This window comes from Rheinheimera aquimaris (genome assembly GCF_020531985.1).
Taxonomy (GTDB): Bacteria; Pseudomonadota; Gammaproteobacteria; order Enterobacterales; family Alteromonadaceae; genus Alishewanella; species Alishewanella aquimaris.
On the sequence record NZ_JAJAVQ010000001.1, the window covers coordinates 241,611 to 265,952 of the forward strand.

The following is a 24,342-nucleotide window of genomic DNA, read 5'->3' on the forward strand; positions in this document are numbered from 1 at the left end:
GACAAGTATACAGTGGCTTAGCCGGTAGTTGCGCTGCCGACAGAGCTAAACGGATTAAAACAAGAACAGAAGAGAAAAACATCATGTCTGAATTACTCAGCGATAGCGTTACCTGCGGTAAAAAACGGGCCAGGCTCAGTCTGGCTATTTCGGCTGCGTTACTGGGTCTTAGCCCTTTTGCTGCAACAGCACAGACGTCGCCACAAAATGACAGCGATGTCATTGCGAAGAATAGCGAACAACCTGTAGAGGTTATTGAAGTAAAAGGTATAAGAGGCAGTATCCAATCGGCGCAGGAACTTAAACGCTACGCTGACACAGTAAAAGATGTGATCACCGCCACAGATATCGGTGCTTTACCGGATAAATCAGTGACTGAAGCACTGCAACGTGTACCTGGTGTGACGATTGAGCGCTTTGCTTCATCTGACGATCCTAAACATTATGCCGATGAAGGCACCGGCGTGCTGGTGCGTGGCCTTGATCGTGTGCGCTCCGAGGTAAACGGCCGAGACGCCTTTAGCGCTAATCCTTGGGGTGGTTTAAGCTATGAAGATTTTCCCGCTGAGTTACTCGGTGCGGTAGAGGTTGTGAAGAATCAGACCGCGGATCTTATCTCCGGTGGTATTGCCGGCACAGTCAACCTGATCACGCGCAAGCCATTTGATTCACCGGAACGTTTGATAGCCTTTAGCGCTAAAGCTAATTACGGTGATTTTCGCGAAGAAATCACACCGTCTTTCTCGGCGCTGTTTTCAGACAGCTGGGAAACAAAAGCCGGTAAGTTTGGCTTTTTAATCGCCGGCTCAAGGTCTGAATACAAATCGCGTGGTGATGGCGTAGGGCTGGGTAACTTCCACTCCCGTGGCGACGCTTTTATTCCTACGCTGGACCAGTGGGGCGGAATAACGGGGGTTGACCCAAGTTCACCGGTCGACGGTCCGGCCTTGCCCGGCCAGCCCGCAGGCAGTGTCTGGCATGTTCCGGTGGCCATTCATATGAGTACAGCAGACAACGATCGTGAACGCACTGGCTTTACTACGTCGCTGCAGTGGGCTAACACCGATAATACTATCATCGCGACGTTGGAACATATCAACTCAGACGCATCTCTGGAATGGAATGAGCGGCAGATTGGTCAGGCAGCGCAGGGCTTTCGTGGTTTTATGGGCTCGTCACAGAACTGGACGGAAGATCTGGAAAATGGCTATCCACTGACAACCGACAACGGCTTTGTTACCTCAGGTATAGCGCTTGGTGTCAGCCCGGAAACACCGTTTTTCTATCGTAGCCGCTGGAATTATAACGAAAACACCGTTAAAGACACCTCATTTAACCTGAAGTTAAAACCGAGCGATCGTTTAACGCTGGTGCTTGATTATCAGCATATTGATTCAGAAAAAATCGTACACAACTACAGTATGTCCGGTCAAACCCGTGGTAACCATGTACACGTGGTGTCGCCTTATTTCCTTGATATGCGTGGTGAGCGTCCGACGGTTGAATTTCTGAGTGACAATATTCTTACCGCTGGCTGGTCGCCTAATGAAGACTGGAACGGTCCTGTGCCTAATGTGTTTTTGGGCAGCGGCATGGAGCAGGAAGAACACAATACGGCTAAAGCCGACAGTTATAAATTCGATGTTACTTATGAGCTGGACGGCGCTTTTACTGCCATTAAAACCGGTTTTTACTACAGTGACAAAGATCTCACTGTTCGTGATACCGCTTATGAAGGTTGGTCTGCTATCGGTACTCCATGGGACATGAACGATCGTAATGCCGCAGCAGCAGTAAACCGGCCGGAGCTATTTGAACGGGTAGATTTTTCTGATTACTACAATGGTAAGGTGCTGCAGGGTAATGTGAATAACTTCCTGTTTCCGAAGATGGATCTGGTAAGGAATTATGCTGAATCATTACGTCAGGGCTGTCGTGACGGCTGGCATAATGCCACCAGCAGTGCTGCCAATAATGGTGTTTGTACCGGCACCTATGTGCCTTATGCCGACAAACCTAATCGTGTTGAAGGGCCTTTTGCCGCGCATAATATCAGTTCTTCAAATGAACAACGTACAGAGTTTTATCTGCGTGCAGACTTTGAGCTGGTGAATCAGGATATTCCGGTTAAAGGTAATCTGGGTTTGCGTTATGTCAGTTATGAGCTGGAGTCTACCGGTGCTTTTGTTCAGCCGCAAATTACCCGACGCGGAGAGCCAGGAACATCGCTCAATGCAGTAATGCAGCAACCGGAGTATCTGCGCTATTACAACCTGGCTAGCGGTGAGTCAGAGTTGAGTACCGTTGAGGGCACCGATTACGACACTATACTACCCAGTTTCAACGTTAACTTTGGCCTTACCGATGAAATCGTGGCGCGCTTTGGTATCTCTAAAGGTTTATATTATCCAAGCCTGGTTGATGCGCGTAATATCAGCTTGCTGGACCTGGATTATACCCGCCGTCTGCAAACACCTGGTGCAGACTACGACGAAGAGACTAACCCGGTGGTTGGTATCGATGATATCGAAGTTACAGCACTGGCCGGTAACCCTTACCTTGAGCCGGAGGAGTCAGTAAATGCTGATCTGAGTGTCGAGTGGTACTTTGCGCCGGCAGGTTATGTTACCGCAGGTCTGTTTCATAAGAAGCTGGATAACATTATTCGTAACCGACAGTTTAATCTGGACGTAACATACAACGGCGAAGAATATGATGTGTCAGCCTATGGCCCGGCTAATACCGGCTCAGGCACTATCCGCGGCGTGGAGTTATCTTACTCGCAGTTCTACGACATGTTGCCCGGAGCCTGGAGTGGTTTGGGCTTACAGTTTAACTTCACATACATCGATCAGAGCGGCCTGGAAGACCCGAACGAGATCTCGGAAGGCACGTTAGGCTTTGACGAAAATGGTAACCCGATAGCGGATAACCGCAACACTTTCCGTGTGTTCAGTGGTTTACCACTGCAAGGTTACTCTGATAAAAATATGAATATCGTCGGTATGTACGAGTACGACAAAATCTCCTTCCGTCTGGCTTACACCTGGCGCTCGGAATACCTGTTAACGCTGCGCGAGTCTGAAGAATATGTTCCGGCCTTCGCTAAAGCATCGGGTATGATGGATGCCAGCCTGTATTACTCCATTAATGACAACTGGAAAGTTGGTATCGAAGGCAGCAACCTGCTGAATACCGAAACTAAAACTCAGTATCAGATGAATCAGGCCGGCGTAAGAACAGATGCATTAAACTTCACGACTGACCGTCGCTATGCGTTAAGCGTGCGCGGTGTGTTCTGATCGTTGTTTGCTGTTCTGATAAAACGCGCAGTGCTGATACTGCGCGTTTTTTTATCAGCGCAAACTGTTATTTTTGTTAGTTAGCCCGTGCCCCAGCAAAGAAAAATACTGTAGCCAAATGGCTGCGAGAATATCAGTCAGTGCGTCATCGGGGTATATACCATGCGCGGCGGCGTCACTTTTTAGCGTACCTGACACCAAAAAGCTGTTTTTCAAAGGCTGCATCTGTAACACCTTTTCAAAGGCTCGCGCGGCCATTTCCTCTGGCCGAGCCAGATAAAACCGGTTCATTTTTGAGTCGAGTTGCCGGCAGTGGCGAAAGAAGCCGCTTTCACTTTCGGCGCTATCTGACAAAAATAGTTTTTGATAAACTTCGCTTAGCAACGTATTGAAATAATGTGGTTTTAAGGGCTTGTGCTGCAGCCAGCAGCTGCTGGAAAACTGGTTACGCGTATCGTGAAGTGTAAACATCTTTTCGGCGATATAGTGATCAAACGCATGATACCACTCGTGTGCCAAGCTGCCGCCACCGGCATTTTTAGCCAGCGCCAGGATCCGCCCCTGAGGCTGATAATGGGCACATACACCAGGTTGGCCACCAATACCGAATGTCAGCCCAAGGCTACCTCTGAGTGATATCACCTCTGACGGTACCTGCAACAGTTGCTGCAAATCGCAAAAAGCATCAAAAAACAGGTTAGCCGCCAGCTGCTGCTCATCAGCTGTGACCCAGCGGCCAATATGGATACTGTTAAATCCAAATATCTTTAGCAGATCGGCAAAGCTGACATCGGCTCCGCCACGATGAGGAGGCCCGTTACGGTAATACTGGCGCTGAATACGCGGTGTAAGGTCTGGCATAGGTTGATAATAACGTGAATTTTGTGCCGTCAAAAGACGTATAGCATCGGGTTATTGCCCCGGGTCAGCAGCCGGGTTTAGTTTACGGCTTCTTATATAGCCGACCAGATTACTGCTTAAAAATGCCAGCTCCATCAATACAGCAACCGGCGAACCGACCAGCAGATTGTGCACTATCCAGGCACTGGCACCGATTGCCATTAAAATACGCACCAGCGTTACGTTTTTCTGAAAACTGCCGACGGTACCCACTATGGCAGCGAGATAAGGCAACAGGTTAATTGGGTTAGAATAACTGATAAAAAACAGCAAGCTGGACAATACTAGAAAGACGTACATCCAATGTAGCCTGGGGCTGACAGCAGCAACCAGAAACCGTACTGATGTAAGTCCAACAAACAAGGCTGCCTGATACTGAGCTAAAACGGCAAAATGGCAGGCGTTTAGCAGAGCAGAAACAAACCAGAACTTCAGCATCGCTGAACGCTGATGTTGCTGAAAAGCAATAATGCCGCTGGTAAAAGCCAATGCCGCCAGCAATTGTGACAGGACAAACAGCAGGGTAAATTCAGGCAAATGCACCTCTTAAACAACTAAGGTAATAGCGCTATTGTACCTTAATTTACCGAAGTACTCGCGACAACAAAGGTATAAGATATAAAGAATCCGGCAAAAACCGGAGCCGAAGAGTAATGCCGGTAACGGCTTTAAGAAGGAGAGAAATAATGCGTGAACTTTACATTGCCAATAAAAATTACTCATCCTGGTCGCTACGGCCATGGGTGCTGATGATGCAGCTTAATATTCCGTTTATCGAGCAGTTGGTGCCGTTTAGCCAGCAAGGCAATTTTGAAAAGTTCAGAACCTTTTCTCCCAGTGGTAAAGTGCCGTGTCTGGTTCAAAAAGACATCGTGGTTTGGGATTCATTGGCCATTACTGAGTTTCTGTACGAAACACATAAAGATATTTGGCCGGAACAGATAAAAGCGCGTGCTTTCGCCCGCTGCGCAGCCGCCGAAATGCATTCAGGCTTCAGCACATTGCGTAGCACGTGCGGTATGAGCTGTTGCCACCGCGTCAAACTGCACAAAATAAGTGATGCCCTGAAGGCTGATATTGCAAGGCTTAACGAGTTGTTTGAGCAGGGGTTGAGTACTTTTGGTGGTCCCTTTATTGCGGGTAATAGATTTACTGCTGCCGATGCTTTTTTTGCCCCTGTCGCTTTTCGTATGCAGAGCTATGACCTGCCGTTTAGCGAAACTGCCAAACAGTACCTGAATCATCTGCTTGCCTTACCGGCGATGCAAAACTGGTATCAACAGGCACTGGCAGAGCCGTGGCAGGATCAGGCGCATGATGCAGAAATCGCCAACTTCGGACAGGTTATCGCAGATTACCGTCAGAGCAGCTAACGCCGTAGCTATTCCGCGGCTGATGTGGCAAATTAGGCGGCGTATAACAATCTTCATGCAAAATAATTATAAGGAACAGAAATGGAAGGCTTTATTAGTGCGCTGAACGGCATTATCTGGAGCCCGGCGCTCATTTATTTATGTCTCGGGGCCGGTTTATTTTATTCAATTCTGACACGCTTCGCACAGGTGCGGCATTTCAAGGAAATGTGCAAACTGCTGCTTAATAACAATGAATCTGACAAAGGGATCTCCTCATTTCAGGCTTTGGCGGTATCCCTGTCTGGCCGGGTAGGCGTGGGTAATATCGCTGGTGTCGCTGCTGCTATCGGTTTTGGCGGCCCGGGGGCAATTTTCTGGATGTGGGTAGTGGCATTTTTAGGTGCCAGTACCGCTTATGCAGAATCAACACTGGGACAAATTTACAAAGTTGAAGAAAATGGCCAGTACCGTGGTGGCCCGGCGTACTACTTTGAACGTTGCCTTGGCTGGCGCTGGCTTGGTGTAGTTTTTGCTATATCAGCAATCATTGGTTGCGGTATTTTCTTACCCGGTGTGCAGGCAAATGCAGTGGGTAATGCGGTGACGCAAATTTTTGGTGATGGCAACATGGTTGTCACCAGTTTCGGAGAAGTAGGCACCTATAAGCTGATTGCGCTGGCAATTATATTAATTGTGCTGGCTTTTATCATTTTCGGCGGTATCAAGCGCATTGCTCATTTTACCCAGATAGTGGTGCCTTTTATGGCACTGGGTTACATTGTTATGGCGCTTATCGTCGTGTTTCTGAATCTTGATAAAGTGCCAGGCGTATTTAACCTTATCTTCAGTGATGCTTTCAGTGCTCAGGCGGGGTTTGGTGCTGCTATTGGCTGGGGCGTTAAGCGCGGTATTTATTCTAATGAAGCCGGGCAGGGCACTGGCCCACACGCCGCCGCCGCGGCGGAGGTTGAACACCCATCTCAGCAAGGGCTTGTACAGGCTTTCTCGGTTTATGTTGATACCTTGTTCGTTTGCACTGCGACAGCACTGATGATCCTGATCACGCAACAGTACAACGTAGCCGGTGAGTTACCGGCTGGCCAGTTTATCGTGCAAAACGTTGATGCGGCCACCGAAATTGGTTCAGCTGCTTTTACACAAATGGCCCTGCTGAGTGTTTTTGGTAATTTTGGCCAGATATTTGTTGGCATAGCGCTGTTTTTCTTCGCTTTCACCACTATTTTGGCTTATTACTACATTACTGAAACTAACGTAGCGTATTTAAACCGGGTGTTTAACAACAAATTACCGGTAGTGCTGTTTAAGCTACTGCTGATGTTTATGGTGGCGTACGGTACGGTAAACAGCGCTGGTTATATCTGGAATATCGGTGATATCGGTGTGGGTTTGATGGCCTGGGTAAACGTTGTTGGTATTCTGGCGATATTTTTTATGTATAAACCGACCATGCGTTGTTTACGGGATTATGAAGAGCAAAAGAAAAATGGTGGCCCAATTAGCTTTGACCCGGTAAGGCTCGGCATTAAAAACGCCACATTCTGGGAAAACAAGCTGGCGAAGCAACAAGCAGAGCTACAGCAAAAAGATAAGCAGTAGTTTATCGCTTAAAGTTAAAAAGCCCGGTATTCACCGGGCTTTTTTCATGCTAAATACGATGGTAAAACTTATTTCACCTGTACTATCTTGCAGGTGTTAGAGGCGCCGATTGTCTCCATCACATCACCATGCGTCATAATGACCAGATCGCCGCTTTTTAAACCCGCCTTGGCTTTTATCGCATCAATCGCAGCATCAGCCAGAGACTGACCATCCAGCGCAGTGCTGTCAAAAAATGCTGGATATACCCCACGATAAAGCGCCATCTTGTTTAGCGTTTTAGTATGCCGTGACAGCGCAAAAATTGGCTGTGGTGACGTGATCCGCGACATCAGTTTTGCCGTGTAGCCAGACTCTGTCAGTGTAATGATCGCTTTGATACCTTCAAGATGGTTGGCTGCATACATTGCTGATAGCGCTATGGTTTCGCTGATCTCGGTAAACGTCACATCCATACGATGCTTGGATATTTGCACGCTCGGGTGTTTTTCAGCCCCATCACAAACCCGCGCCATGGCGCGCACCGTTTCTGTAGGGTATTTACCGGCAGCAGTTTCCGCCGACAGCATTACTGCATCAGTGCCATCGAGTACCGCGTTAGCCACATCCATTACTTCAGCACGGGTCGGCATAGGGCTTTCAATCATGCTTTCCATCATTTGCGTAGCGGTAATGACCACGCGGTTTAGTTGGCGTGAACGCGCTATGATGCGTTTTTGTTGGCCAACGAGTTCTGCATCACCAATTTCAACGCCCAAGTCTCCCCGGGCGACCATCACAGCGTCAGAGGCGCGGATGATGTCATCCAGTGTTTCGTTATCAGCAACGGCTTCTGCCCGTTCAATTTTGGCCATAATGCGCGCTTCAGAACCGGCGGCCAGTGCTAAGTCACGCGCTAAGCGCAGGTCATCACCACTGCGAGGAAATGACACCGCCAAAAAATCTACATCGATTTCTGCCGCAGTAATAATGTCGCGTTTGTCTTTATCAGTCAGGGCAGGGGCAGTTAAGCCGCCACCCTGGCGGTTAATACCTTTGTTGTTACTCAGTTTACCGCCGACTGTTACTGTTGTATAAACGCGGGCACCTTCAACACGGTCAACGGTTAATTGAATACGACCATCATCCAGCAACAGTAAATCGCCGGCTTTAACGTCTTGTGGTAATTCTTTATAGTCAATACCAACCTGATGCTCATCGCCTTCACCTTTAGCCAGTTCTGCATCCAGCACATATGGCTGGCCTTCTTCAAGCATTACGGCACCGTTTTTAAAGGTGGACACCCTGATTTTTGGCCCTTGTAAATCCCCAAGAATTGCAACATGCGCGCCTAGCTTCGCCGCTGCAGCCCTTACCATCGCCGCGCGTTCACGGTGATCATCGGCACTGCCATGCGAGAAATTCAAACGGAATACCGCGGCTCCAGCCTGGATCAGCTTTTCAATAGCGGTTTGAGTACTGGTGGCTGGCCCCAGCGTAGCGACGATTTTTGTTCTTCTGTGCATGTTCTGTTCCTGCATATTGCAAAGAGGGAGTTTCAGGTGGGATCAGTGTAATGTAATTTTATTACAGAATACAGCGCAGGAAGGAATAAAAACGACAGGTTGGTGCAGTTGCCGCGGCAACCGCACCTTACAGCAGATTAGTTGTTGAAGTCTTTCTTATCAAAACGTGAGCCACGCAGGCTGTCTTTAACTTTTTTCAGATTTTCCCGGAACTTACTGCCACGACGTAAGGTAAAACCTGTCGCCAGAATATCAATTAATACCAACTGCGCAACGCGGGACGCCATTGGCATATACATGTCAGTATCTTCAGGTACATCCAGTGACAACACCAGTGTACATTCTTTAGCAAGCGGGCTGTCATAAGCTGTCACACCTATCACCGTGGCATCATTTTCACGGGCTATCGCTGCTATATCGCACAGATTTTTTGTTCTGCCGGTATGACTGATACATACCACCACATCGCCTTCGGCGCTGTTAATGGCGCTCATACGCTGCATGACGATATCGTCAAAACAGACAACCGGCACGTTAAAACGGAAAAATTTATTCTGTGCATCGTGTGCTACAGAGGCAGAAGCACCCAGCCCGAAGAAAGAAATCTTCTTTGCTTGCGTCAGCACATCTACCGCCCGGTTCACGGTGGCAATATCAACGCGCTGACGGGCAGTGTCTAAAGCTGCCATAGTAGATTCAAAGATCTTAGCGGTGTAAGCTTCGGGGCCGTCTTCTTCTTCAACGTGACGGTTTACATAAGGCGTGCCGTTTGCAAGGCTCTGCGCCAGGTGCAATTTAAAATCCGGAAAGCCTTTGGTATCAAGCCGGCGACAAAACCGGTTCACTGTAGGTTCGCTGACATCTGCCATCTTGGCCAGGGCAGCTATACTGCTGTGTATAGTCGTTTGCGGGTTAGCCAGAATGACGTCGGCAACTTTACGCTCCGACTTACTAAAGTTATTTACGCTATTGACGATTTTTTCCAGCACATTCATCCGGCGATTCCTGACTTATAATTTGGCTTATACAGGTTGTAATAAGGCTTGTAGCCCTTCTGTGTTGTGGTCAAAACAGTATTAAATTTACCACAAAACAACAGATCCGTTGCTAAGGCTGCCTTATTATATAAGAATAGTCAAAACATTACGCAATCTGTAATTTAATTACAAGATATCCGGTTTACAACCCTGTGATGCTACGCTAGTATGGCCTAAGTGTTGTAAAATTACATATAAAGCAAGGGTCAGTTATGACAACAACAGCACAAAATTCAGCATGCGATTTAATCCTGTTTGGTACCAAAGGTGACTTGGCACGCCGTAAGCTGCTACCAGCCATGTATCAGCTGGAAAAAGCCGATTTACTCTGTGCAGAATCACGTATTGTCGGGGTTGCACGTGATGAAATGTCTACCGAAGATTATGCTGAGCTGGTGTTAACAAACCTGAATAAGTTTCTGAAAGAGCCGCTGGATAATGCGGTCTGGCAGCGGTTACAGCAGAAACTGGTATATGTGCAGCTGGATTTAGCCAACGAGCAGGACTACACCAAGCTGACAGCCGTTACCGATTGCAGTAAACGTGTGCCGGTCAGCTATTTTGCGACGCCACCTTCTTTATTTGGTTCTATCTGCAAAGGTTTGGCCGTTGCGGGTTTGGCGGCAGAGCCTGCAAGAGTTGTGTTAGAAAAACCTATCGGCCATGACCTGGCCTCATCAAAAGTGATCAATGATCAGGTCGCTGAATTCTTTAAAGAAAGCCAGATTTACCGTATAGACCACTATCTGGGTAAAGAAACCGTTCTTAACTTATTAGCTTTACGCTTTGCAAATGCCATTTTTGCCGGTAACTGGGATCATAATTCGATTGACCATGTACAAATTACCGTCGCAGAAGAAGTGGGTGTTGAAGGCCGTTGGAGTTATTACGACGATGCCGGCCAGATGCGTGATATGGTGCAAAACCACCTGTTGCAGGTGTTAACGCTGATTGCAATGGAGCCTCCGGCCAGACTGGATGCGGACAGCATTCGTGACGAAAAGCTGAAAGTACTTAAAGCGCTGCGCAAAATTGATATCAGTAATATTCAGGAAAAGACTGTACGTGGGCAATACGCCAGCGGCTTTGTTGCAGGCAAAGCTGCACCGGGCTACCTGGAAGAAGAGGGCGCCCGTCCTAACAGTAAAACTGAAACTTTCGTGGCAATTAAAGTTGATATTGATAACTGGCGCTGGGCCGGCGTGCCGTTTTATCTGCGTACAGGTAAACGTATGGCGTCTAAACTGAGCGAAGTCGTGATCAGTTTTAAACCGCAGCCGCATAATATTTTCCATGCTACCTACAGTCATTTACCGGCCAACAAGCTGATCATCCGTTTACAGCCGGATGAAGGCGTCGAAATTCAGGTGCTGAATAAGATCCCGGGCCTTGGTGAAAGTATGCGCCTGCAGGAAAGTAAACTGGATTTGAGCTTTGATGAAACCTTTAAATCGCAGCGTATCGCAGACGCGTATGAGCGCTTATTGCTTGAAGCTATGCTGGGTAATCAGTACTTGTTCGTCCGCCGCGATGAAGTAGAGCATGCGTGGAAGTGGGTCGACGGCATTCTGGATGCGTGGAAAACCAGCAATGAGCCACCGAAAACTTATCAGGCGGGCAGTTGGGGACCTGTCGCATCGATTTCGATGCTGGCCCGTGATGACCGTAACTGGGAAGAATAGACCATGATGCAATTACAACAGTTCAGCAGCACAGATAATCTTAACGCTGATTTTGCTGCGCGTCTGGTTGACATTCTGCAACAGGCCATCGAGCAGCGTGGCGCAGCTTATTTGGTTGTGTCCGGTGGCAAAACACCGCAAGCGCTTTTTAACACGCTCAGTAATACAGATTTAGCCTGGGATAAAGTCACCGTCTTATTAGCCGACGACCGTTGGTTGGATGCCAACCAGCCAGACTCTAACGAACGGCTGGTTAAAGCCACTTTGCTGCAAAATAAAGCCAGCAACGCGCGCTTTATCAGTTTGTATGCTGATACTGCATCGGCATTTACCGGTGCAGCTGAGGTGTTACCGCGTATCAGTGCGTTACCAACCTTCGATGCCGTAATCCTCGGTATGGGCGAGGACGGTCACACCGCGTCGTTATTTCCATGCAGTGCCCAAATTGAAGAAGGGTTGTCAGACGGTGCACCAGCAGTGCTGGCGGTTGAACCTCAAACCGCGCCTTATCAGCGTATGTCACTTAGCTTGCCACGGCTGTTAGATAGCCGGCATATCTTTTTGCATCTGGTAGGCAGCAATAAGTTGACAGTACTAAACAAAGCAATGGCAGAGCACGATGTGCTCGCGATGCCAATACGTGCATTTTTACATCATCCGGTAGCACAGGTTACCGTGATGTACAGTGATAATTAGGGGATAATCATGGATCCTGTGATTCAGAAAGTAACGGACAGAATTATTGCCCGCAGCCAAAAAAGCCGCGCTATTTACCTGCAACGTCTGGAAAAAGCCCGCTTGAAAGGGCCGCACCGCGGCGTGCTGAGCTGCGGTAATCTGGCGCACGGTTTTGCCGCCTGTAATCAGCAGGATAAAGGCGATTTACGCAGTTTAACCAAAGCCAACATTGGCATAGTGTCGTCGTACAATGACATGTTGTCGGCGCACCAACCCTATGAGCAATACCCGGTCCTGATTAAGCAGGCTGTATCTGAAGTAGGCAGCGTCGCACAGTTCGCTGGCGGCGTCCCAGCTATGTGCGATGGCGTAACACAAGGTCAGCCTGGCATGGAGCTTAGCCTGTTAAGCCGCGATATTATTGCTATGTCGGCAGCTGTTGGGTTATCTCACAACATGTTTGATGGTGGCTTAATGCTGGGTATTTGCGACAAAATCGTACCCGGTTTGTTTATGGCAGCGATGAGCTTTGGTCATCTGCCATTTGTGTTTGTTCCGGCGGGGCCAATGCCATCAGGCATACCGAACAAAGAGAAAGCCCGTGTTCGCCAGCTATATGCTGAAGGAAAGGTAGGTAAAGAAGAATTATTGGCGGCAGAGTCAGCTTCTTACCACTCTGCGGGCACCTGTACATTTTATGGCACCGCCAACTCTAATCAGCTGGTCGTTGAGATTATGGGGCTACATTTACCCGGCGCATCTTTTGTTAACCCGGGCACACAGCTTCGGGATGAGCTTACTAAGGCCGCCGCACGTCAGGTAACGCGGCTAACAGATTTAGGTACCGATTATCTGCCTGCCGGTAAAATGATTGATGCTAAGTCTGTGGTAAACGGCATTGTAGGCTTGCTGGCAACCGGCGGTTCAACCAACCATACCATGCACCTGATAGCAATGGCCCGTTCTGCCGGCTTTATTGTAAATTGGGATGATTTTGCAGAGTTATCTGCAGCGACACCGTTGCTGACAAGAATTTATCCAAATGGCCAGGCTGACATTAACCACTTCCAGCATGCCGGTGGTATGGCGCTGCTGATCCGTGAATTACTGGACGCAGGCCTGTTGCACGAAGATGTACAGACTGTCGCGGGCCCGGGGCTGCGCCGTTATACACAGCAACCAGTGATACAAGACAACAAATTAGTATGGATTGATGCACCTGAGCAGTCGCTGGATCCGGACGTACTGGCAACAGTGAAAAAACCGTTTAAAGCGCATGGTGGTCTTGAAGTACTGTCAGGCAACGTTGGTCGGGGTGTGATTAAAACGTCTGCACTGCGCGAGGGCACAGAGGTTGTCAAAGCACCGGCTGTCGTATTTTCCAGCCAACATGAACTGGATGCCGCATTTAAAGCCGGTGAGCTGAATAAAGACTGCATCGTTGTTGTAAGGTTCCAGGGGCCGAAAGCTTGTGGTATGCCGGAGCTGCACAAACTGACACCGCCGCTTGGCGTGTTGCAGGACAGAGGCTATAAAGTCGCCTTAGTGACTGACGGCCGTATGTCCGGCGCGTCAGGCAAAGTGCCGGCCGCTATTCATGTGACACCAGAGGCGATTGACGGTGGCAACATTGCCCGCATTAAAACCGGTGACATGATGTTGGTGGACGGTTTAACCGGCAAGCTTGAGGTATTGGTACCAGAAGCAGAATTTGCCGCACGTGAACTTGCGACCCAGGATATGGCAGAGAGTTATTACGGCATGGGCCGCGAAATGTTTGGCGCGCTGCGCGGTCAGTTAACTGGCGCAGAGCAGGGGGCCTGTAGTTTGTTCATCACGGAGGAACATTTGCATGGCTAAGTTGCCAGCATTTGCAATAGTGGCGGATATAGGTGGCACTAATGCCCGCTTCAGCCGCGTAGACCTGGCTACGTTGGCATTGGACAAGGTTGCCGTATACCCGTGTGCTGATTTTGTGACACTTGCCGATGCATTGACACATTACCGGCAACAGCAGCAGCTAACGGATATTCAGCATGTGGCTATTGCCATTGCGTGTCCTGTTACCAGTGATGTCGTCAGCATGACCAATTTTCACTGGACGTTTTCAATTAAAGCTATGCAGCAGCAACTGCAGTTAGAAGCATTGCAGGTAATTAATGACTTCACTGCTGTAGCAATGTGTTTACCTGCGCTTACTGAACAGCAGAAAGTCAAAATTGGTCCGGGCGATGTTCAACCTGGTAAACCAATGGCGGTGCTTGGTGCAGGCACAGGACTTGGGGTTGCACATCTGCTGCCGGTCAATGATAAGTTTGTTCCATTGCCGGGCGAGGGTGGCCATACCGACTGGGCTGCACAAACCGAACAGGAGTGGTTTATTCAGCAAACACTGGCGAAAGAGTACGGCCATGTGTCACCCGAGCGTCTGCTATCAGGCCCGGGACTGGAAGCTATTTATATAGCGCTGGCATTGTATCGCAAGCAGAATGAAGCTCCTCTGAGTGCCTCACAAATAGCGGCACAGGCGCTTAGCGGCGGATCAGCGCTGGCTGTGGACACTGTTAAACAGTTTTTTGCCAGCTTAGGCAGCGTGGCAGGCGATTTAGCGCTGACATTAAGTACCTTTGGTGGTGTCTATATTGCCGGAGGTATTACACCTAAGCTATTACCTCTGCTGGCAGACAGTGAATTCAGAGCACGTTTTGAAGCAAAAGGCCGGTTTAGTGCGTTTAATCGCCAGATAGCCACCTACGTCGTCACTGCAGAACAACCCGGTCTGGTCGGTGCTGCGGTTTACCTGAAACAATTCTTGGCGAGTAACTAAATATGGCATTTGAAAATTGGCAATTGCAACCTGATACGCTGTTTGCACAGGGCCCCGTGGTTCCGGTGATCGTAGTAAAAGATCTCGCTGACGCTGTACCGATGGCAAAAGCATTGTTAGCAGGCGGCATCAAGGTACTGGAAGTCACGTTGCGCACACCGGTTGCACTGGATGCTATACGCTTGCTGGCACAGGAAGTACCCGACGCCATAGTAGGTGCAGGCACCGTGACTACGCCTGAACAGTTGCAGCAATGTATTGATGCTGGTGCAAAATTTGCTATTAGCCCGGGCCTGACCCGCGAGTTACTGCAAGCCGGTAAAGACGCGCCTATTCCACTAATTCCGGGTATTGCCAGTATTTCAGAGCTGATGGAAGGCACGGGGCTGGGTTATAGCCACTTTAAGTTTTTCCCGGCTGAAGCTGCAGGCGGCGTGAAGACGTTAAAATCTATTCATGGGCCTTTTGCCGATATCCGCTTTTGTCCAACCGGCGGCATTAACGAAAAGAACTTCCTTGAATACCTGGCGCTACCGAATGTTAAGTGTGTCGGCGGCTCCTGGATTGTACCGGATGACGCCGTGAGCAATAAAGACTGGGCGCGCATTACCGAGCTATGTAACGCAGCGGTAGCACAAAGCCAGCGCTGATTACTTCAAAAGTTTGTTGTTGCTAAACGCCCGGTAGATACCGGGCGTTTGTTTTGAGTTTACTGTGGAAAAAGCGTATAGTAGCGCACTTTTTATTCTGGGCCTTAGCGGCCTGACCCGATTTAACCTGCTCTGGAACACACTGTGATATCAACTGCTAACATTACGATGCAATTTGGCGCTAAGCCGCTGTTTGAAAATATCTCCATTAAATTTGGCGAAGGTAACCGCTATGGTTTAATCGGGGCAAACGGCTGCGGCAAGTCAACGTTTATGAAGATCTTAAGCCGTGAGCTGGAACCGAGCGCAGGGAACGTCTTTGTTGAACCGAATCACAGGGTTGCTAAGTTACATCAGGATCAGTTCGCGTTTGAACCATACTCAGTGATCGACACTGTTATTATGGGCCACGCTGAACTGTGGGCTGTAAAAGAAGAGCGTGACCGCATATACAGCAGTGCCGAAATGAGTGAAGAAGACGGCATGAAAGTCGCCGATCTTGAAGTCGCCTTTGGCGAAATGGACGGTTACACCGCTGAGTCCCGTGCCGGTGAGTTATTAATTGGTGTCGGCATACCGGTAGAGCAGCATTTTGGCCCTATGTCTGCCATCGCGCCCGGCTTTAAACTGCGGGTTTTATTGGCACAGGTACTGTTTGCCGATCCGGAAATTATGCTACTGGATGAACCAACCAACAACCTCGACATCAATACCATCCGCTGGTTAGAGAATGTGCTGGCAGAACGTAACAGTACTATGGTTATCATTTCGCACGATCGCCATTTCCTAAACAGCGTTTGTACGCATATGGCCGATTTGGATTACGGCGAACTGCGTTTGTATCCAGGCAATTATGACGAATATATGTTCGCCGCGACACAGGCACGCGAGCGTTTACTGGCCGATAACGCCAAGAAAAAAGCTCAGATAGCGGAACTGCAAACGTTCGTCAGTCGCTTCTCTGCCAACGCATCAAAAGCAAAGCAGGCGACATCGCGGGCGAAGCAAATTGATAAAATTCAGCTGGAAGAGGTTAAAGCGTCCAGTCGGGTTAACCCTTTTATCCGTTTCGAGCAGCAAAAGCAGTTGTATCGGCTGGCACTTGAAGTGGAAGGGCTGAACAAAGGCTTTGGTGAGCTTAAATTATTGAAAAACCTTGGCATGACGATTGAAGTCGGTGAAAAGGTCGCCATTCTGGGCACCAACGGTATTGGTAAATCGACGCTGCTGAAATGCCTGGTCGGTGATTTAACGCCTGAATCCGGCATCGTTAAATGGTCTGAAAACGCCAAAATTGGTTATTACGCACAAGACCATGCACACGAATTTGCCGAAGATATCAGCTTGTTCGACTGGATGAGCCAATGGAAGCAACCTGCAGATGATGAACAGGCCGTACGTGGTATTCTCGGCAGGCTGTTATTCTCGCAAGATGAAATTAAAAAATCAGTTAAGGTGCTATCAGGTGGTGAGAAAGGCCGCATGTTGTTCGGTAAACTGATGCTGCAACGGCCGAATATTCTGGTGATGGATGAACCTACCAACCACCTGGACATGGAATCGATAGAATCGCTCAACCTTGCGCTTGAGCACTACAAAGGTACCTTGTTGTTTGTCAGTCACGACCGCGAATTCGTATCCAGTCTGGCCAGCAGAATTATTGAAATTACCGGGCAGGATGTGCGCAATTTCGTTGGTACTTACGAGGAGTATCTGGCTGCACAGACAGTCTAACCTACTGCCAGCAATACAGATTAAAAGCCGGTCTTGTCAGACCGGCTCTATTTTATGTCTTGATTTTAGCTGTTTCATCCCCATGTTAATTGCAGTACTTAAAACTATTCCCGGTAAGATATTGTTTTGAGCAGTAAGGCTAAATTCAGCCAGCATTTTTTATGCTATGTTGATTATTTGCCCGGGTTAACCAAGAGGAACTACTATGAAAGTCAATATTGGTATCAGCGAAGAACAGCGTAAATCGATTGCACAGGGCCTGGCAGTATTACTGGCCGATACTTACACATTGTATCTGAAAACGCATAATTACCATTGGAATGTCACCGGCCCTATGTTTCAGACCCTGCATACGTTGTTTGAAGCGCAGTATACCGAGCTGGCAGTGGCCGTCGACGATATTGCCGAGCGCATCCGTGCGTTAGGGGAGTTTGCTCCCGGTTCTTATAAAGAGTACGCCAAACTGACCAGTATCAAAGAGGCAGAAGGCATTCCATCTGCTGAAGAAATGATTAAAGACCTGGTGAAAGGCCATGAAGCTATTGCCAAAACAGGCCGTTCTATAGTACCTACAGCGGACGAGGCGTCTGACGAGGTCACGCTGGATCTGTTAACTCAGCGTATGACAGTGCATGAAAAAACAGCCTGGATGTTACGTAGCCTGGTGGCGTAATCATCAGCTGGCAGGCCACACTGGTCTGGCCTGCCAGCATAACTTCATAACTAGCCTCAGAAAAATGTCGTTCTGACAAAAATCACTAAGTTTTTCCCGCCAAAGCTTGTAAAATCATATTCAGCAGTAACACTTATAGCTGGTGCACTTTGGGGTGTATCCGCTAGGGGAGACAATATCCAATGAAAGCCTTGCAATATGCGCAAAATGTTGCAGATCTGTTTGCTTTGCCGGAAGGATATTTAAAAGTAAAACAGTTGATGGACTCTGACATTGCGAGCCTTGATGAGATTGCCGAAGTTATTTTGCTCGACCCGGTATTAACCTCCAAGTTGCTGAAGCTGGCCAACAGTGCCATTTACAACTTGCCTTATCAGGTAGAAAGCGTTAGCAAGGCACTGCTGGTACTTGGTAAGACTCAGGTATACAACCTGGTATTAAGTATCGGCATTTCCTCTGCATGCAGTAAAGTAGACACCTCTGCCATTGATTTGGAAAGGTTCTGGGAGCAAAGCATTAACGCAGCGCTTATCGCCCGCTATCTCGCTCAGTGTTGTCAGCTAAAGCCAAACGATCGCTATTATGTTGCAGGGCTGCTGCATAATATCGGTGAACTGGTGGTTTTGCATAATAACGCTGAACAAGCAAACCGCTGCCAAAACTACAGCGCAGAAGAAAGGCCATGGCAAGTACAAGAGCGTGAGCTTGGCTTTACCTATGCAGAATGTGGTGCTGAACTGCTGCACTTATGGCAGTTACCCGACAGCATTGTCGAACCCGTAGCGTTGCAACACAGCCATAAGTTTGTGCAAAAGAACACTGCGCAACTGGTATTACACCTTTCAGTAAGACTTGCGCTGGCAAACCAGCATCCGGAAATGTACTCAACCCGGCAACTGGTCGATCCATTCGTGCTTGAATTGTTAGAACTGACGCAGCAGGATATCATTCGCGCTATCGATTTTTGTAACACTGAAGGCTTGTTTATCCTGTCTGTGTTAAACCCCAGAATCAGTACTATCTATTAATTTAATAACAGACAAAGGCAGTATGTCTGCACTTTGTCTGCTACTCGGATATATTAACCCATGAAGAAATCGCCACTGTACACTGCGTATTCAGGTTCAGCGTTATTGGAAACGCCATTGCTGAACAAGGGCAGTGCTTTCACTGTAGAAGAACGTCAGGCATTTAACCTGGCCGGTTTATTGCCTCCACGCTATGAAACCATTGAAGAACAGGTAAGCCGTGCTTATATGCAGTACAAAAGCTTTGACACTGCAATTAACAAGCATATTTATCTGCGGGTAATTCAGGACAACAACGAAACCTTATTTTATCGGTTGTTACAGCAGCACTTAGAAGAGATGATCCCGATTATCTATACGCCGACTGTCGGTGATGCCTGTGAACAGTTTTCTGATATCTATCGTAGTGCCCGTGGTCTATTTATCAGCTACAACGACCGGTATCAGTTGGACGACGTATTGCGCAATGCAACGAAGCGCAAGGTAAAGGTTATTGTTGTTACTGATGGCGAGCGGGTACTGGGCCTGGGCGACCAGGGTATCGGTGGCATGGGTATTTCTATCGGTAAGTTATCACTTTATACCGCTTGTGGCGGCATCAGCCCGGCTTATACCTTACCTGTGATGCTGGATGTTGGTACCAACAATGAAAAGCTGCTCAATGACCCTATGTACATGGGGCTGCGGCAAAAGCGGGTCGGGCAGGCGGAATACGACGAGTTTGTTGAACTGTTTATCCAGGCGGTAAAGCGCCGCTGGCCAGAGGCCATTATCCAGTTTGAAGATTTTGCCCAACCGAACGCAATGCCGTTGTTGCAACGTTACCGCGAACAGGTTTGCTGTTTTAATGATGATATACAGGGTACTGCGGCGGTGACTGTTGGCACCTTGCTGGCGGCGTGTCGCAGTAAAAACACCCGCTTGTCTGAACAAAAAGTGGTGTTTGTGGGTGCCGGCTCAGCCGGTTGTGGTATTGCAGAGCAGGTTATCAGCCAGATGGTGGCAGAAGGTATCACTGAGCAACAGGCCCGCAGCCAAATCTACATGATAGACAGGTTTGGCCTGCTCACCGACAACACACCGGGCTTACGTGACTTTCAGCAAGCGCTGACACAGTCTTCAGCCGCGATTGAAGGCTGGAGTTACAGTGGCGAGTTTCCAACATTGCTTGATGTGATGAACTGTGCTGCTCCTGGCGTGTTAATTGGCGTGTCCGGCCAGGCGGGGTTGTTTACCGAAGCCGTTGTTAGGGCAATGAAAGCCGGTGTTAGTACACCCATTATTTTCCCGCTGAGTAACCCGTCCCGGCAGGTTGAAGCAACGCCGGAGCAGGTTATCAGCTGGACAGACGGTGATGTGATTATTGCCACCGGCAGCCCGTTTGCACCTGTTAGCTACAATGGCAAACAGTTTGCCATTGCGCAGTGTAATAACAGTTATATTTTCCCGGGTATTGGCCTTGGCGTGATAGCCTGTAAAGCCCGGATCATCAGCGATGAAATGTTAAGGGCCGCCAGCAAAACACTCGCCAATGCGTCGCCTTTGGCAAACAACGGCAGCGGTGGTTTATTACCGGCATTTACCGAGCTTGCGGCATTAAGTAAGCAAATCGCTTTTAACGTGGCGAAAGTGGCCATGGCGCAAGGCTTGGCACTTGAGTTGGACGACTCGTTATTGCAGCAAAAAATTGACGACAATTTCTGGTTACCAGAGTACCGTCAGTATAAACGGGTTAGCGCCTGAGACTGACAAAGCTCGTTACAATTAGTTTTAGACTTAACATTATGTAAAGGGTACGCTGTATTCTGGTAATAAGCAGAACAACAAGGAACCCCTTTTTATGTATAAGTCACTGATTGCCCTAGCTGTAGCCGGTGTTTTAGCCGGCTGCAGCCCAGCTGAAAAACCCGCAACTGATACCACAAACAACACTGCCGCCAATAATGCAGCTGCTCAGGTTACTGCTGAAAATACGCAGTCTGAAACTGAACGGCTGAATCAGTGGTTCGAGACAAAGTACGAAGAGCAATTGCAACAAAGCCCGTTGCAGATGACCTATATGGGGCGTAAAGATAAATACGACCAGGTTGACGATGCCTCTATCGCCGCCGAAGACGAGCAGTTAGCCTGGCTTGCCGCTACCGTGGAAGAGTTAAAGTCGAGCTTTGATTACGCTAAATTGGAACCTGAAGCGAAAACGTCTTACGACGTGTGGATTTACCAGTACGAGCAGGCCAAAGAGGGCGCGGCATTTCGTAAACATGGCTATGTGTTTACGCAGATGAATGGTATTCACGCCATGCTGCCGCAAATCATGATTAACTTCCATAAAGTAGATACTGCAGAAGATATGCAGGCCTATGTCAAACGTATTGAGGGTATAAGCCGCGCAATAACACAGCTGCTGGAGCGCGCACAGGGCAATGCTGAGCATGATGTCCGGCCACCGCGTTTTGCTTATGAAGGAGTCATGGACCAAATTAACAACCTGATAAACGGCGCCCCCTTTACTGACGCAGAGCAGGACGTACCGCTGTGGGCGGATGCTAAGGGTAAAATTGATGCTTTGGTTCAAGCCGACAAACTGACAGACGAGCAGGCAAAGCAGTTATCGGAAGATGCGAAAAATGCACTGCAAACGCATTTCTTGCCGGCCTATACGGCGTTAAAGCAATGGCTGGAAAAAGATATTGAATTAACAGACAAAATTGCTACCGGCGTTGGTAAACAACAAGGTGGTACCGACTACTACAATTATCGCCTTAAAGCGTCGACCACAACTGACTTAACGGCTGAACAAATTCATCAGATTGGTTTAGACGAGGTAGAACGTTTAACCAAAGAGATGATCGCGATAAAAGATCAGGTAGGCTTTAAAGGCGATCTGAAAGCGTTCTTCAAATTTATTAAAGACGATGACCAGTTCTATTATCCGGAAACCGATGCCGGTCGCGAGGCCTATCTGGAAGACTCAAGGCAGTATCTGGCGTTTATTAACGAGCAACTACCTAAATATTTCGGCATTTTGCCCAAGGCCGACCTTATCGTAAAACGGGTTGAACCGTTTCGCGAGCAACCAGGTGCAGCACAGCATTATTTCCCGGGTACACCTGATGGTGCGCGCCCTGGTATTTACTATGCGCACTTGTCAGATATGCGCTCTATGCCGAAGAATGAGATGGAAGCTATTGCTTACCATGAAGGTAACCCTGGCCACCATATGCAGATTTCAATAGCGCAGGAGCTGACATCTGTTCCTACCTTCCGCACGCAAGCTGGCTTTACGGCGTATTCTGAAGGTTGGGGCCTGTATGCTGAACTGTTAGCAAAAGAGATGGGCGCTTATCAGAACCCGTACTCTGATTTTGGCCGCCTGATCACCGAAATGTGGCGCGCTGTACGTTTAGTGGTAGATACCGGGCTGCATAGTAAGGGCTGGACTGAGCAACAGGCAATTGATTACTTCATGGATAAAACGCCGATTGCGCAAGGCGCTGTTATTTCAGAAGTTCGCCGTTATATTGTCTGGCCAGGACAGGCCACCGGTTATAAAATTGGTATGCTGAAAATCCTGGAACTGCGCGGTAAAGCCAAGCAGGCTCTTGGTGATAAGTTCGATATAAAAGCTTTCCATGACACTGTGCTGGGTGGCGGTGCTTTACCACTGAGTGTACTGGAAAAACGTGTAGACAACTGGGTTGAGCAGGTAAAATCCAGTTAATTGATGTAACAGAAAAGGCTGCAGCAATGCAGCCTTTTTCATCTGAGCCGTTGTGACACGCTATTATGCAAATTGATTTTGTATCTGATATTTCAACTTTGGACAGAGCGCAGTGGAATTCGCTGTTTGGCGGTAGCTATCCATTTTGTCAGTACGACTTTCTGTTAGCTCTGGAGCAGGGCGCAAGCGTAAATGGCAATAGCGGCTGGCAGAGCCAGCATCTGGTTGTCAGGCAAAATGGTCAGTTGATAGCCGCCATGCCGGCTTACCTTAAGTGGCACTCTTATGGCGAGTACTTATTTGACTGGCAGTTTGCCGACGCCTACCGCCATTACAATTTGCCTTATTATCCCAAGCTGTTAAGCGCTGTGCCTTTTACCCCGGCGCAAGGGCCAAGGCTGGGTATAGCTGCAGGTTATCAGCATATTGATATGTTAAAGCCAATAACCGAAGCGTTGGTTAAACTGATTGATTCGTCGGAACTCAGCCAGTTTCAATGTTTATATGCCAGCGATAACGACAAAGCAGCATTTCGTCAAAGTGGATATCAGGAACGTATTGATGTTCAGTTTTTGTGGCAAAACAGCGGATATCAGCATTTCGACGATTTTCTGCAGCAATTAACATCACGCAAACGCAAGCAGATCCGCAAAGAGCGCCAGGCAGTATCAGAGCAGGGGGTAGAGATCCGCATTATTACCGGCGCTGATTTAACGTTGGCTTTCTGGCAGCAGTTTTACCGGTTTTACCGCGCAACTTATAGCAAACGCTCCGGTCATGGCGGTTACCTGACATTACAGACATTTGTACATTGGGGGCAGAGCATGGCAAATCAGATTGTGGTATTTGCCGCCTTCAGACAGCATGATATGGTCGCGGCGGCGTTATGCTTTAGATCAGACGATACGCTGTACGGCCGTTACTGGGGTTGTAATGAAGATTTCAGACAGTTGCATTTTGAATGCTGCTATTACAGCGGCATACAATACTGCATTGAGCACAAACTGCAGTATTTTGATGCCGGTGCCCAGGGCGAACACAAGCTGCAACGCGGCTTTGAACCTGTGCTACGCTCGGGCTTCTACCATATTAAACCCACTATACTAAGCCCGGCGATTAATGATTATATGCAGCGTGAACACCAGGCAGTACGCCAGTATCAGGCTGAGGCAACCACACAACTGCCGTACAAACTAAAGCACATTTAGCGCGGGCTAAAGCGGCTATTGAGGTATTTAATAATATCAGCCGATTCATACAGCCACTGAACATTGCCGGCTGCATTTTCAATACGCAAACATGGCACTTTCACGCGGCCACCTTCGTTAGCCAACAGCTGCCGGTACTCGTTATTGCGCTGTGCATCGCGTTTTTCTACCGGCAGGTTAAGCCGGGCAATTTCCTTACGTACCCTGATACAAAACGGGCAGGCGTTAAACTGATATAGCTGCAGCTGCTGGCAAGCAGCATTAACATCAGCCTGGGCCACGCCACAACGCTTGATCCCTTTAGGTGTTGTCAGCTTTTCGCTTAATAACATTGCCGGGGTAAGGATAAGACGGATAACTTTGAACAGAATACGCATACTGCTGCCTGTTTTGCACTCAGTTTGAAAAACGGCGCGGATTGTAGC

Annotated in this window: 19 protein-coding genes; 14 read left to right on the top strand and 5 right to left on the bottom strand. The window is 48.5% G+C overall.

Translation table 11 applies throughout. From position 1 onward, the window contains the following. The first annotated feature begins 83 nt into the window (after positions 1-83). Positions 84-3,302, top strand: a complete 3,219-nt coding sequence (locus tag LHL18_RS01080) for a TonB-dependent receptor (protein ID WP_226765426.1) — start codon at positions 84-86, stop codon at positions 3,300-3,302. 54 nt (positions 3,303-3,356) lie between these two features. Here LHL18_RS01080 and LHL18_RS01085 read toward each other — a convergent pair whose 3' ends face one another. Together LHL18_RS01085 and LHL18_RS01090 are read right to left on the bottom strand one after the other, a co-directional pair. Continuing rightward, positions 3,357-4,196 carry a CLCA_X family protein gene (locus tag LHL18_RS01085; RefSeq protein WP_226765427.1) on the bottom strand — a complete coding sequence of 280 codons (840 nt, stop codon included), beginning with the start codon at positions 4,194-4,196 and terminating at the stop codon, positions 3,357-3,359. A gap of 18 nt (positions 4,197-4,214) precedes the next feature. Beyond that, a complete protein-coding gene (locus LHL18_RS01090) occupies positions 4,215-4,739 on the bottom strand; it encodes a YgjV family protein (RefSeq protein WP_166670423.1) in 525 nt (174 codons plus the stop codon). Between the two features lie 149 nt (positions 4,740-4,888). Here LHL18_RS01090 and LHL18_RS01095 point away from each other — a divergent pair, with 149 nt between their 5' ends. Beyond that, positions 4,889-5,575 carry a glutathione S-transferase family protein gene (locus LHL18_RS01095; RefSeq protein WP_134054786.1) on the top strand — a complete coding sequence of 229 codons (687 nt, stop codon included), beginning with the start codon at positions 4,889-4,891 and terminating at the stop codon, positions 5,573-5,575. 81 nt (positions 5,576-5,656) lie between these two features. Further along, positions 5,657-7,174, top strand: a complete 1,518-nt coding sequence (locus LHL18_RS01100; RefSeq protein ID WP_134054784.1) for an alanine/glycine:cation symporter family protein — start codon at positions 5,657-5,659, stop codon at positions 7,172-7,174. Positions 7,175-7,242: 68 nt separating this feature from the next. Here the strand turns inward: LHL18_RS01100 and pyk are convergent, their stop codons facing one another. Beyond that, positions 7,243-8,694: a pyruvate kinase gene (pyk, locus tag LHL18_RS01105; RefSeq protein ID WP_264190044.1), complete on the bottom strand. Its 1,452-nt coding sequence runs from the start codon at positions 8,692-8,694 to the stop codon at positions 7,243-7,245. 122 nt (positions 8,695-8,816) lie between these two features. Continuing rightward, positions 8,817-9,674 (bottom strand): MurR/RpiR family transcriptional regulator, encoded by an 858-nt coding sequence (locus tag LHL18_RS01110; RefSeq protein WP_134054780.1) that lies wholly within the window; start codon positions 9,672-9,674, stop codon positions 8,817-8,819. 254 nt (positions 9,675-9,928) lie between these two features. Here LHL18_RS01110 and zwf point away from each other — a divergent pair, with 254 nt between their 5' ends. From zwf to LHL18_RS01165, 11 genes are all read left to right on the top strand, one after another. After that, positions 9,929-11,398, top strand: coding sequence for a glucose-6-phosphate dehydrogenase (gene zwf / locus LHL18_RS01115; protein WP_134054778.1), 1,470 nt, complete (start codon positions 9,929-9,931; stop codon positions 11,396-11,398). A 3-nt stretch (positions 11,399-11,401) separates the two neighbouring features. Continuing rightward, positions 11,402-12,094: a 6-phosphogluconolactonase gene (gene pgl / locus LHL18_RS01120; RefSeq protein ID WP_226765428.1), complete on the top strand. Its 693-nt coding sequence runs from the start codon at positions 11,402-11,404 to the stop codon at positions 12,092-12,094. Positions 12,095-12,103: 9 nt separating this feature from the next. After that, complete coding sequence (gene edd / locus LHL18_RS01125; protein ID WP_226765429.1) at positions 12,104-13,936, top strand: phosphogluconate dehydratase; 1,833 nt, start codon at positions 12,104-12,106, stop codon at positions 13,934-13,936. After that, entirely contained in the window at positions 13,929-14,903 is a 975-nt protein-coding gene (locus LHL18_RS01130; protein ID WP_226765430.1) for a glucokinase, read from the top strand. Before edd ends, LHL18_RS01130 begins: the two co-directional genes overlap by 8 nt. A 2-nt stretch (positions 14,904-14,905) precedes the next feature. Next, on the top strand, positions 14,906-15,553 hold the full coding sequence (locus LHL18_RS01135) for a bifunctional 4-hydroxy-2-oxoglutarate aldolase/2-dehydro-3-deoxy-phosphogluconate aldolase (RefSeq protein ID WP_134054772.1): 648 nt from the start codon (positions 14,906-14,908) through the stop codon (positions 15,551-15,553). Positions 15,554-15,697: 144 nt separating this feature from the next. Then, positions 15,698-17,287: an ABC-F family ATPase gene (locus LHL18_RS01140; protein ID WP_226765431.1), complete on the top strand. Its 1,590-nt coding sequence runs from the start codon at positions 15,698-15,700 to the stop codon at positions 17,285-17,287. A 205-nt stretch (positions 17,288-17,492) separates the two neighbouring features. Further along, entirely contained in the window at positions 17,493-17,960 is a 468-nt protein-coding gene (locus LHL18_RS01145) for a Dps family protein (RefSeq protein ID WP_226765432.1), read from the top strand. Positions 17,961-18,142: 182 nt separating this feature from the next. Further along, the gene (locus LHL18_RS01150; RefSeq protein WP_226765433.1) at positions 18,143-18,988 is read left to right on the top strand and encodes an HDOD domain-containing protein; all 846 of its coding nucleotides are present in this window, start codon (positions 18,143-18,145) and stop codon (positions 18,986-18,988) included. 60 nt (positions 18,989-19,048) lie between these two features. After that, positions 19,049-20,731: an NAD-dependent malic enzyme gene (locus tag LHL18_RS01155; protein ID WP_134054764.1), complete on the top strand. Its 1,683-nt coding sequence runs from the start codon at positions 19,049-19,051 to the stop codon at positions 20,729-20,731. 97 nt (positions 20,732-20,828) lie between these two features. Continuing rightward, positions 20,829-22,709 carry a DUF885 domain-containing protein gene (locus LHL18_RS01160; RefSeq protein WP_226765434.1) on the top strand — a complete coding sequence of 627 codons (1,881 nt, stop codon included), beginning with the start codon at positions 20,829-20,831 and terminating at the stop codon, positions 22,707-22,709. Between the two features lie 65 nt (positions 22,710-22,774). Then, on the top strand, positions 22,775-23,917 hold the full coding sequence (locus LHL18_RS01165) for a GNAT family N-acetyltransferase (protein WP_226765435.1): 1,143 nt from the start codon (positions 22,775-22,777) through the stop codon (positions 23,915-23,917). On the opposite strand, the gene LHL18_RS01170 is transcribed toward LHL18_RS01165, so the two are convergent. Next, entirely contained in the window at positions 23,914-24,294 is a 381-nt protein-coding gene (locus LHL18_RS01170; protein WP_226765436.1) for a glutathione S-transferase N-terminal domain-containing protein, read from the bottom strand. The genes LHL18_RS01165 and LHL18_RS01170 overlap by 4 nt on opposite strands. Positions 24,295-24,342 lie beyond the last annotated feature (48 nt).

Bases quoted from the DNA above. Each gene is read 5' to 3' on its own strand.
- LHL18_RS01080 (WP_226765426.1), top strand. From the start codon at position 84: ATGTCTGAATTACTCAGCGATAGCGTTACCTGCGGTAAAAAACGGGCC.
- LHL18_RS01095 (WP_134054786.1), top strand. From the start codon at position 4,889: ATGCGTGAACTTTACATTGCCAATAAAAATTACTCATCCTGGTCGCTA.
- LHL18_RS01100 (WP_134054784.1), top strand. From the start codon at position 5,657: ATGGAAGGCTTTATTAGTGCGCTGAACGGCATTATCTGGAGCCCGGCG.
- pyk (WP_264190044.1), bottom strand. From the start codon at position 8,694: ATGCAGGAACAGAACATGCACAGAAGAACAAAAATCGTCGCTACGCTG.
- LHL18_RS01110 (WP_134054780.1), bottom strand. From the start codon at position 9,674: ATGAATGTGCTGGAAAAAATCGTCAATAGCGTAAATAACTTTAGTAAG.
- zwf (WP_134054778.1), top strand. From the start codon at position 9,929: ATGACAACAACAGCACAAAATTCAGCATGCGATTTAATCCTGTTTGGT.
- pgl (WP_226765428.1), top strand. From the start codon at position 11,402: ATGATGCAATTACAACAGTTCAGCAGCACAGATAATCTTAACGCTGAT.
- edd (WP_226765429.1), top strand. From the start codon at position 12,104: ATGGATCCTGTGATTCAGAAAGTAACGGACAGAATTATTGCCCGCAGC.
- LHL18_RS01130 (WP_226765430.1), top strand. From the start codon at position 13,929: ATGGCTAAGTTGCCAGCATTTGCAATAGTGGCGGATATAGGTGGCACT.
- LHL18_RS01135 (WP_134054772.1), top strand. From the start codon at position 14,906: ATGGCATTTGAAAATTGGCAATTGCAACCTGATACGCTGTTTGCACAG.
- LHL18_RS01145 (WP_226765432.1), top strand. From the start codon at position 17,493: ATGAAAGTCAATATTGGTATCAGCGAAGAACAGCGTAAATCGATTGCA.
- LHL18_RS01150 (WP_226765433.1), top strand. From the start codon at position 18,143: ATGAAAGCCTTGCAATATGCGCAAAATGTTGCAGATCTGTTTGCTTTG.
- LHL18_RS01155 (WP_134054764.1), top strand. From the start codon at position 19,049: ATGAAGAAATCGCCACTGTACACTGCGTATTCAGGTTCAGCGTTATTG.
- LHL18_RS01160 (WP_226765434.1), top strand. From the start codon at position 20,829: ATGTATAAGTCACTGATTGCCCTAGCTGTAGCCGGTGTTTTAGCCGGC.
- LHL18_RS01165 (WP_226765435.1), top strand. From the start codon at position 22,775: ATGCAAATTGATTTTGTATCTGATATTTCAACTTTGGACAGAGCGCAG.
- LHL18_RS01170 (WP_226765436.1), bottom strand. From the start codon at position 24,294: ATGCGTATTCTGTTCAAAGTTATCCGTCTTATCCTTACCCCGGCAATG.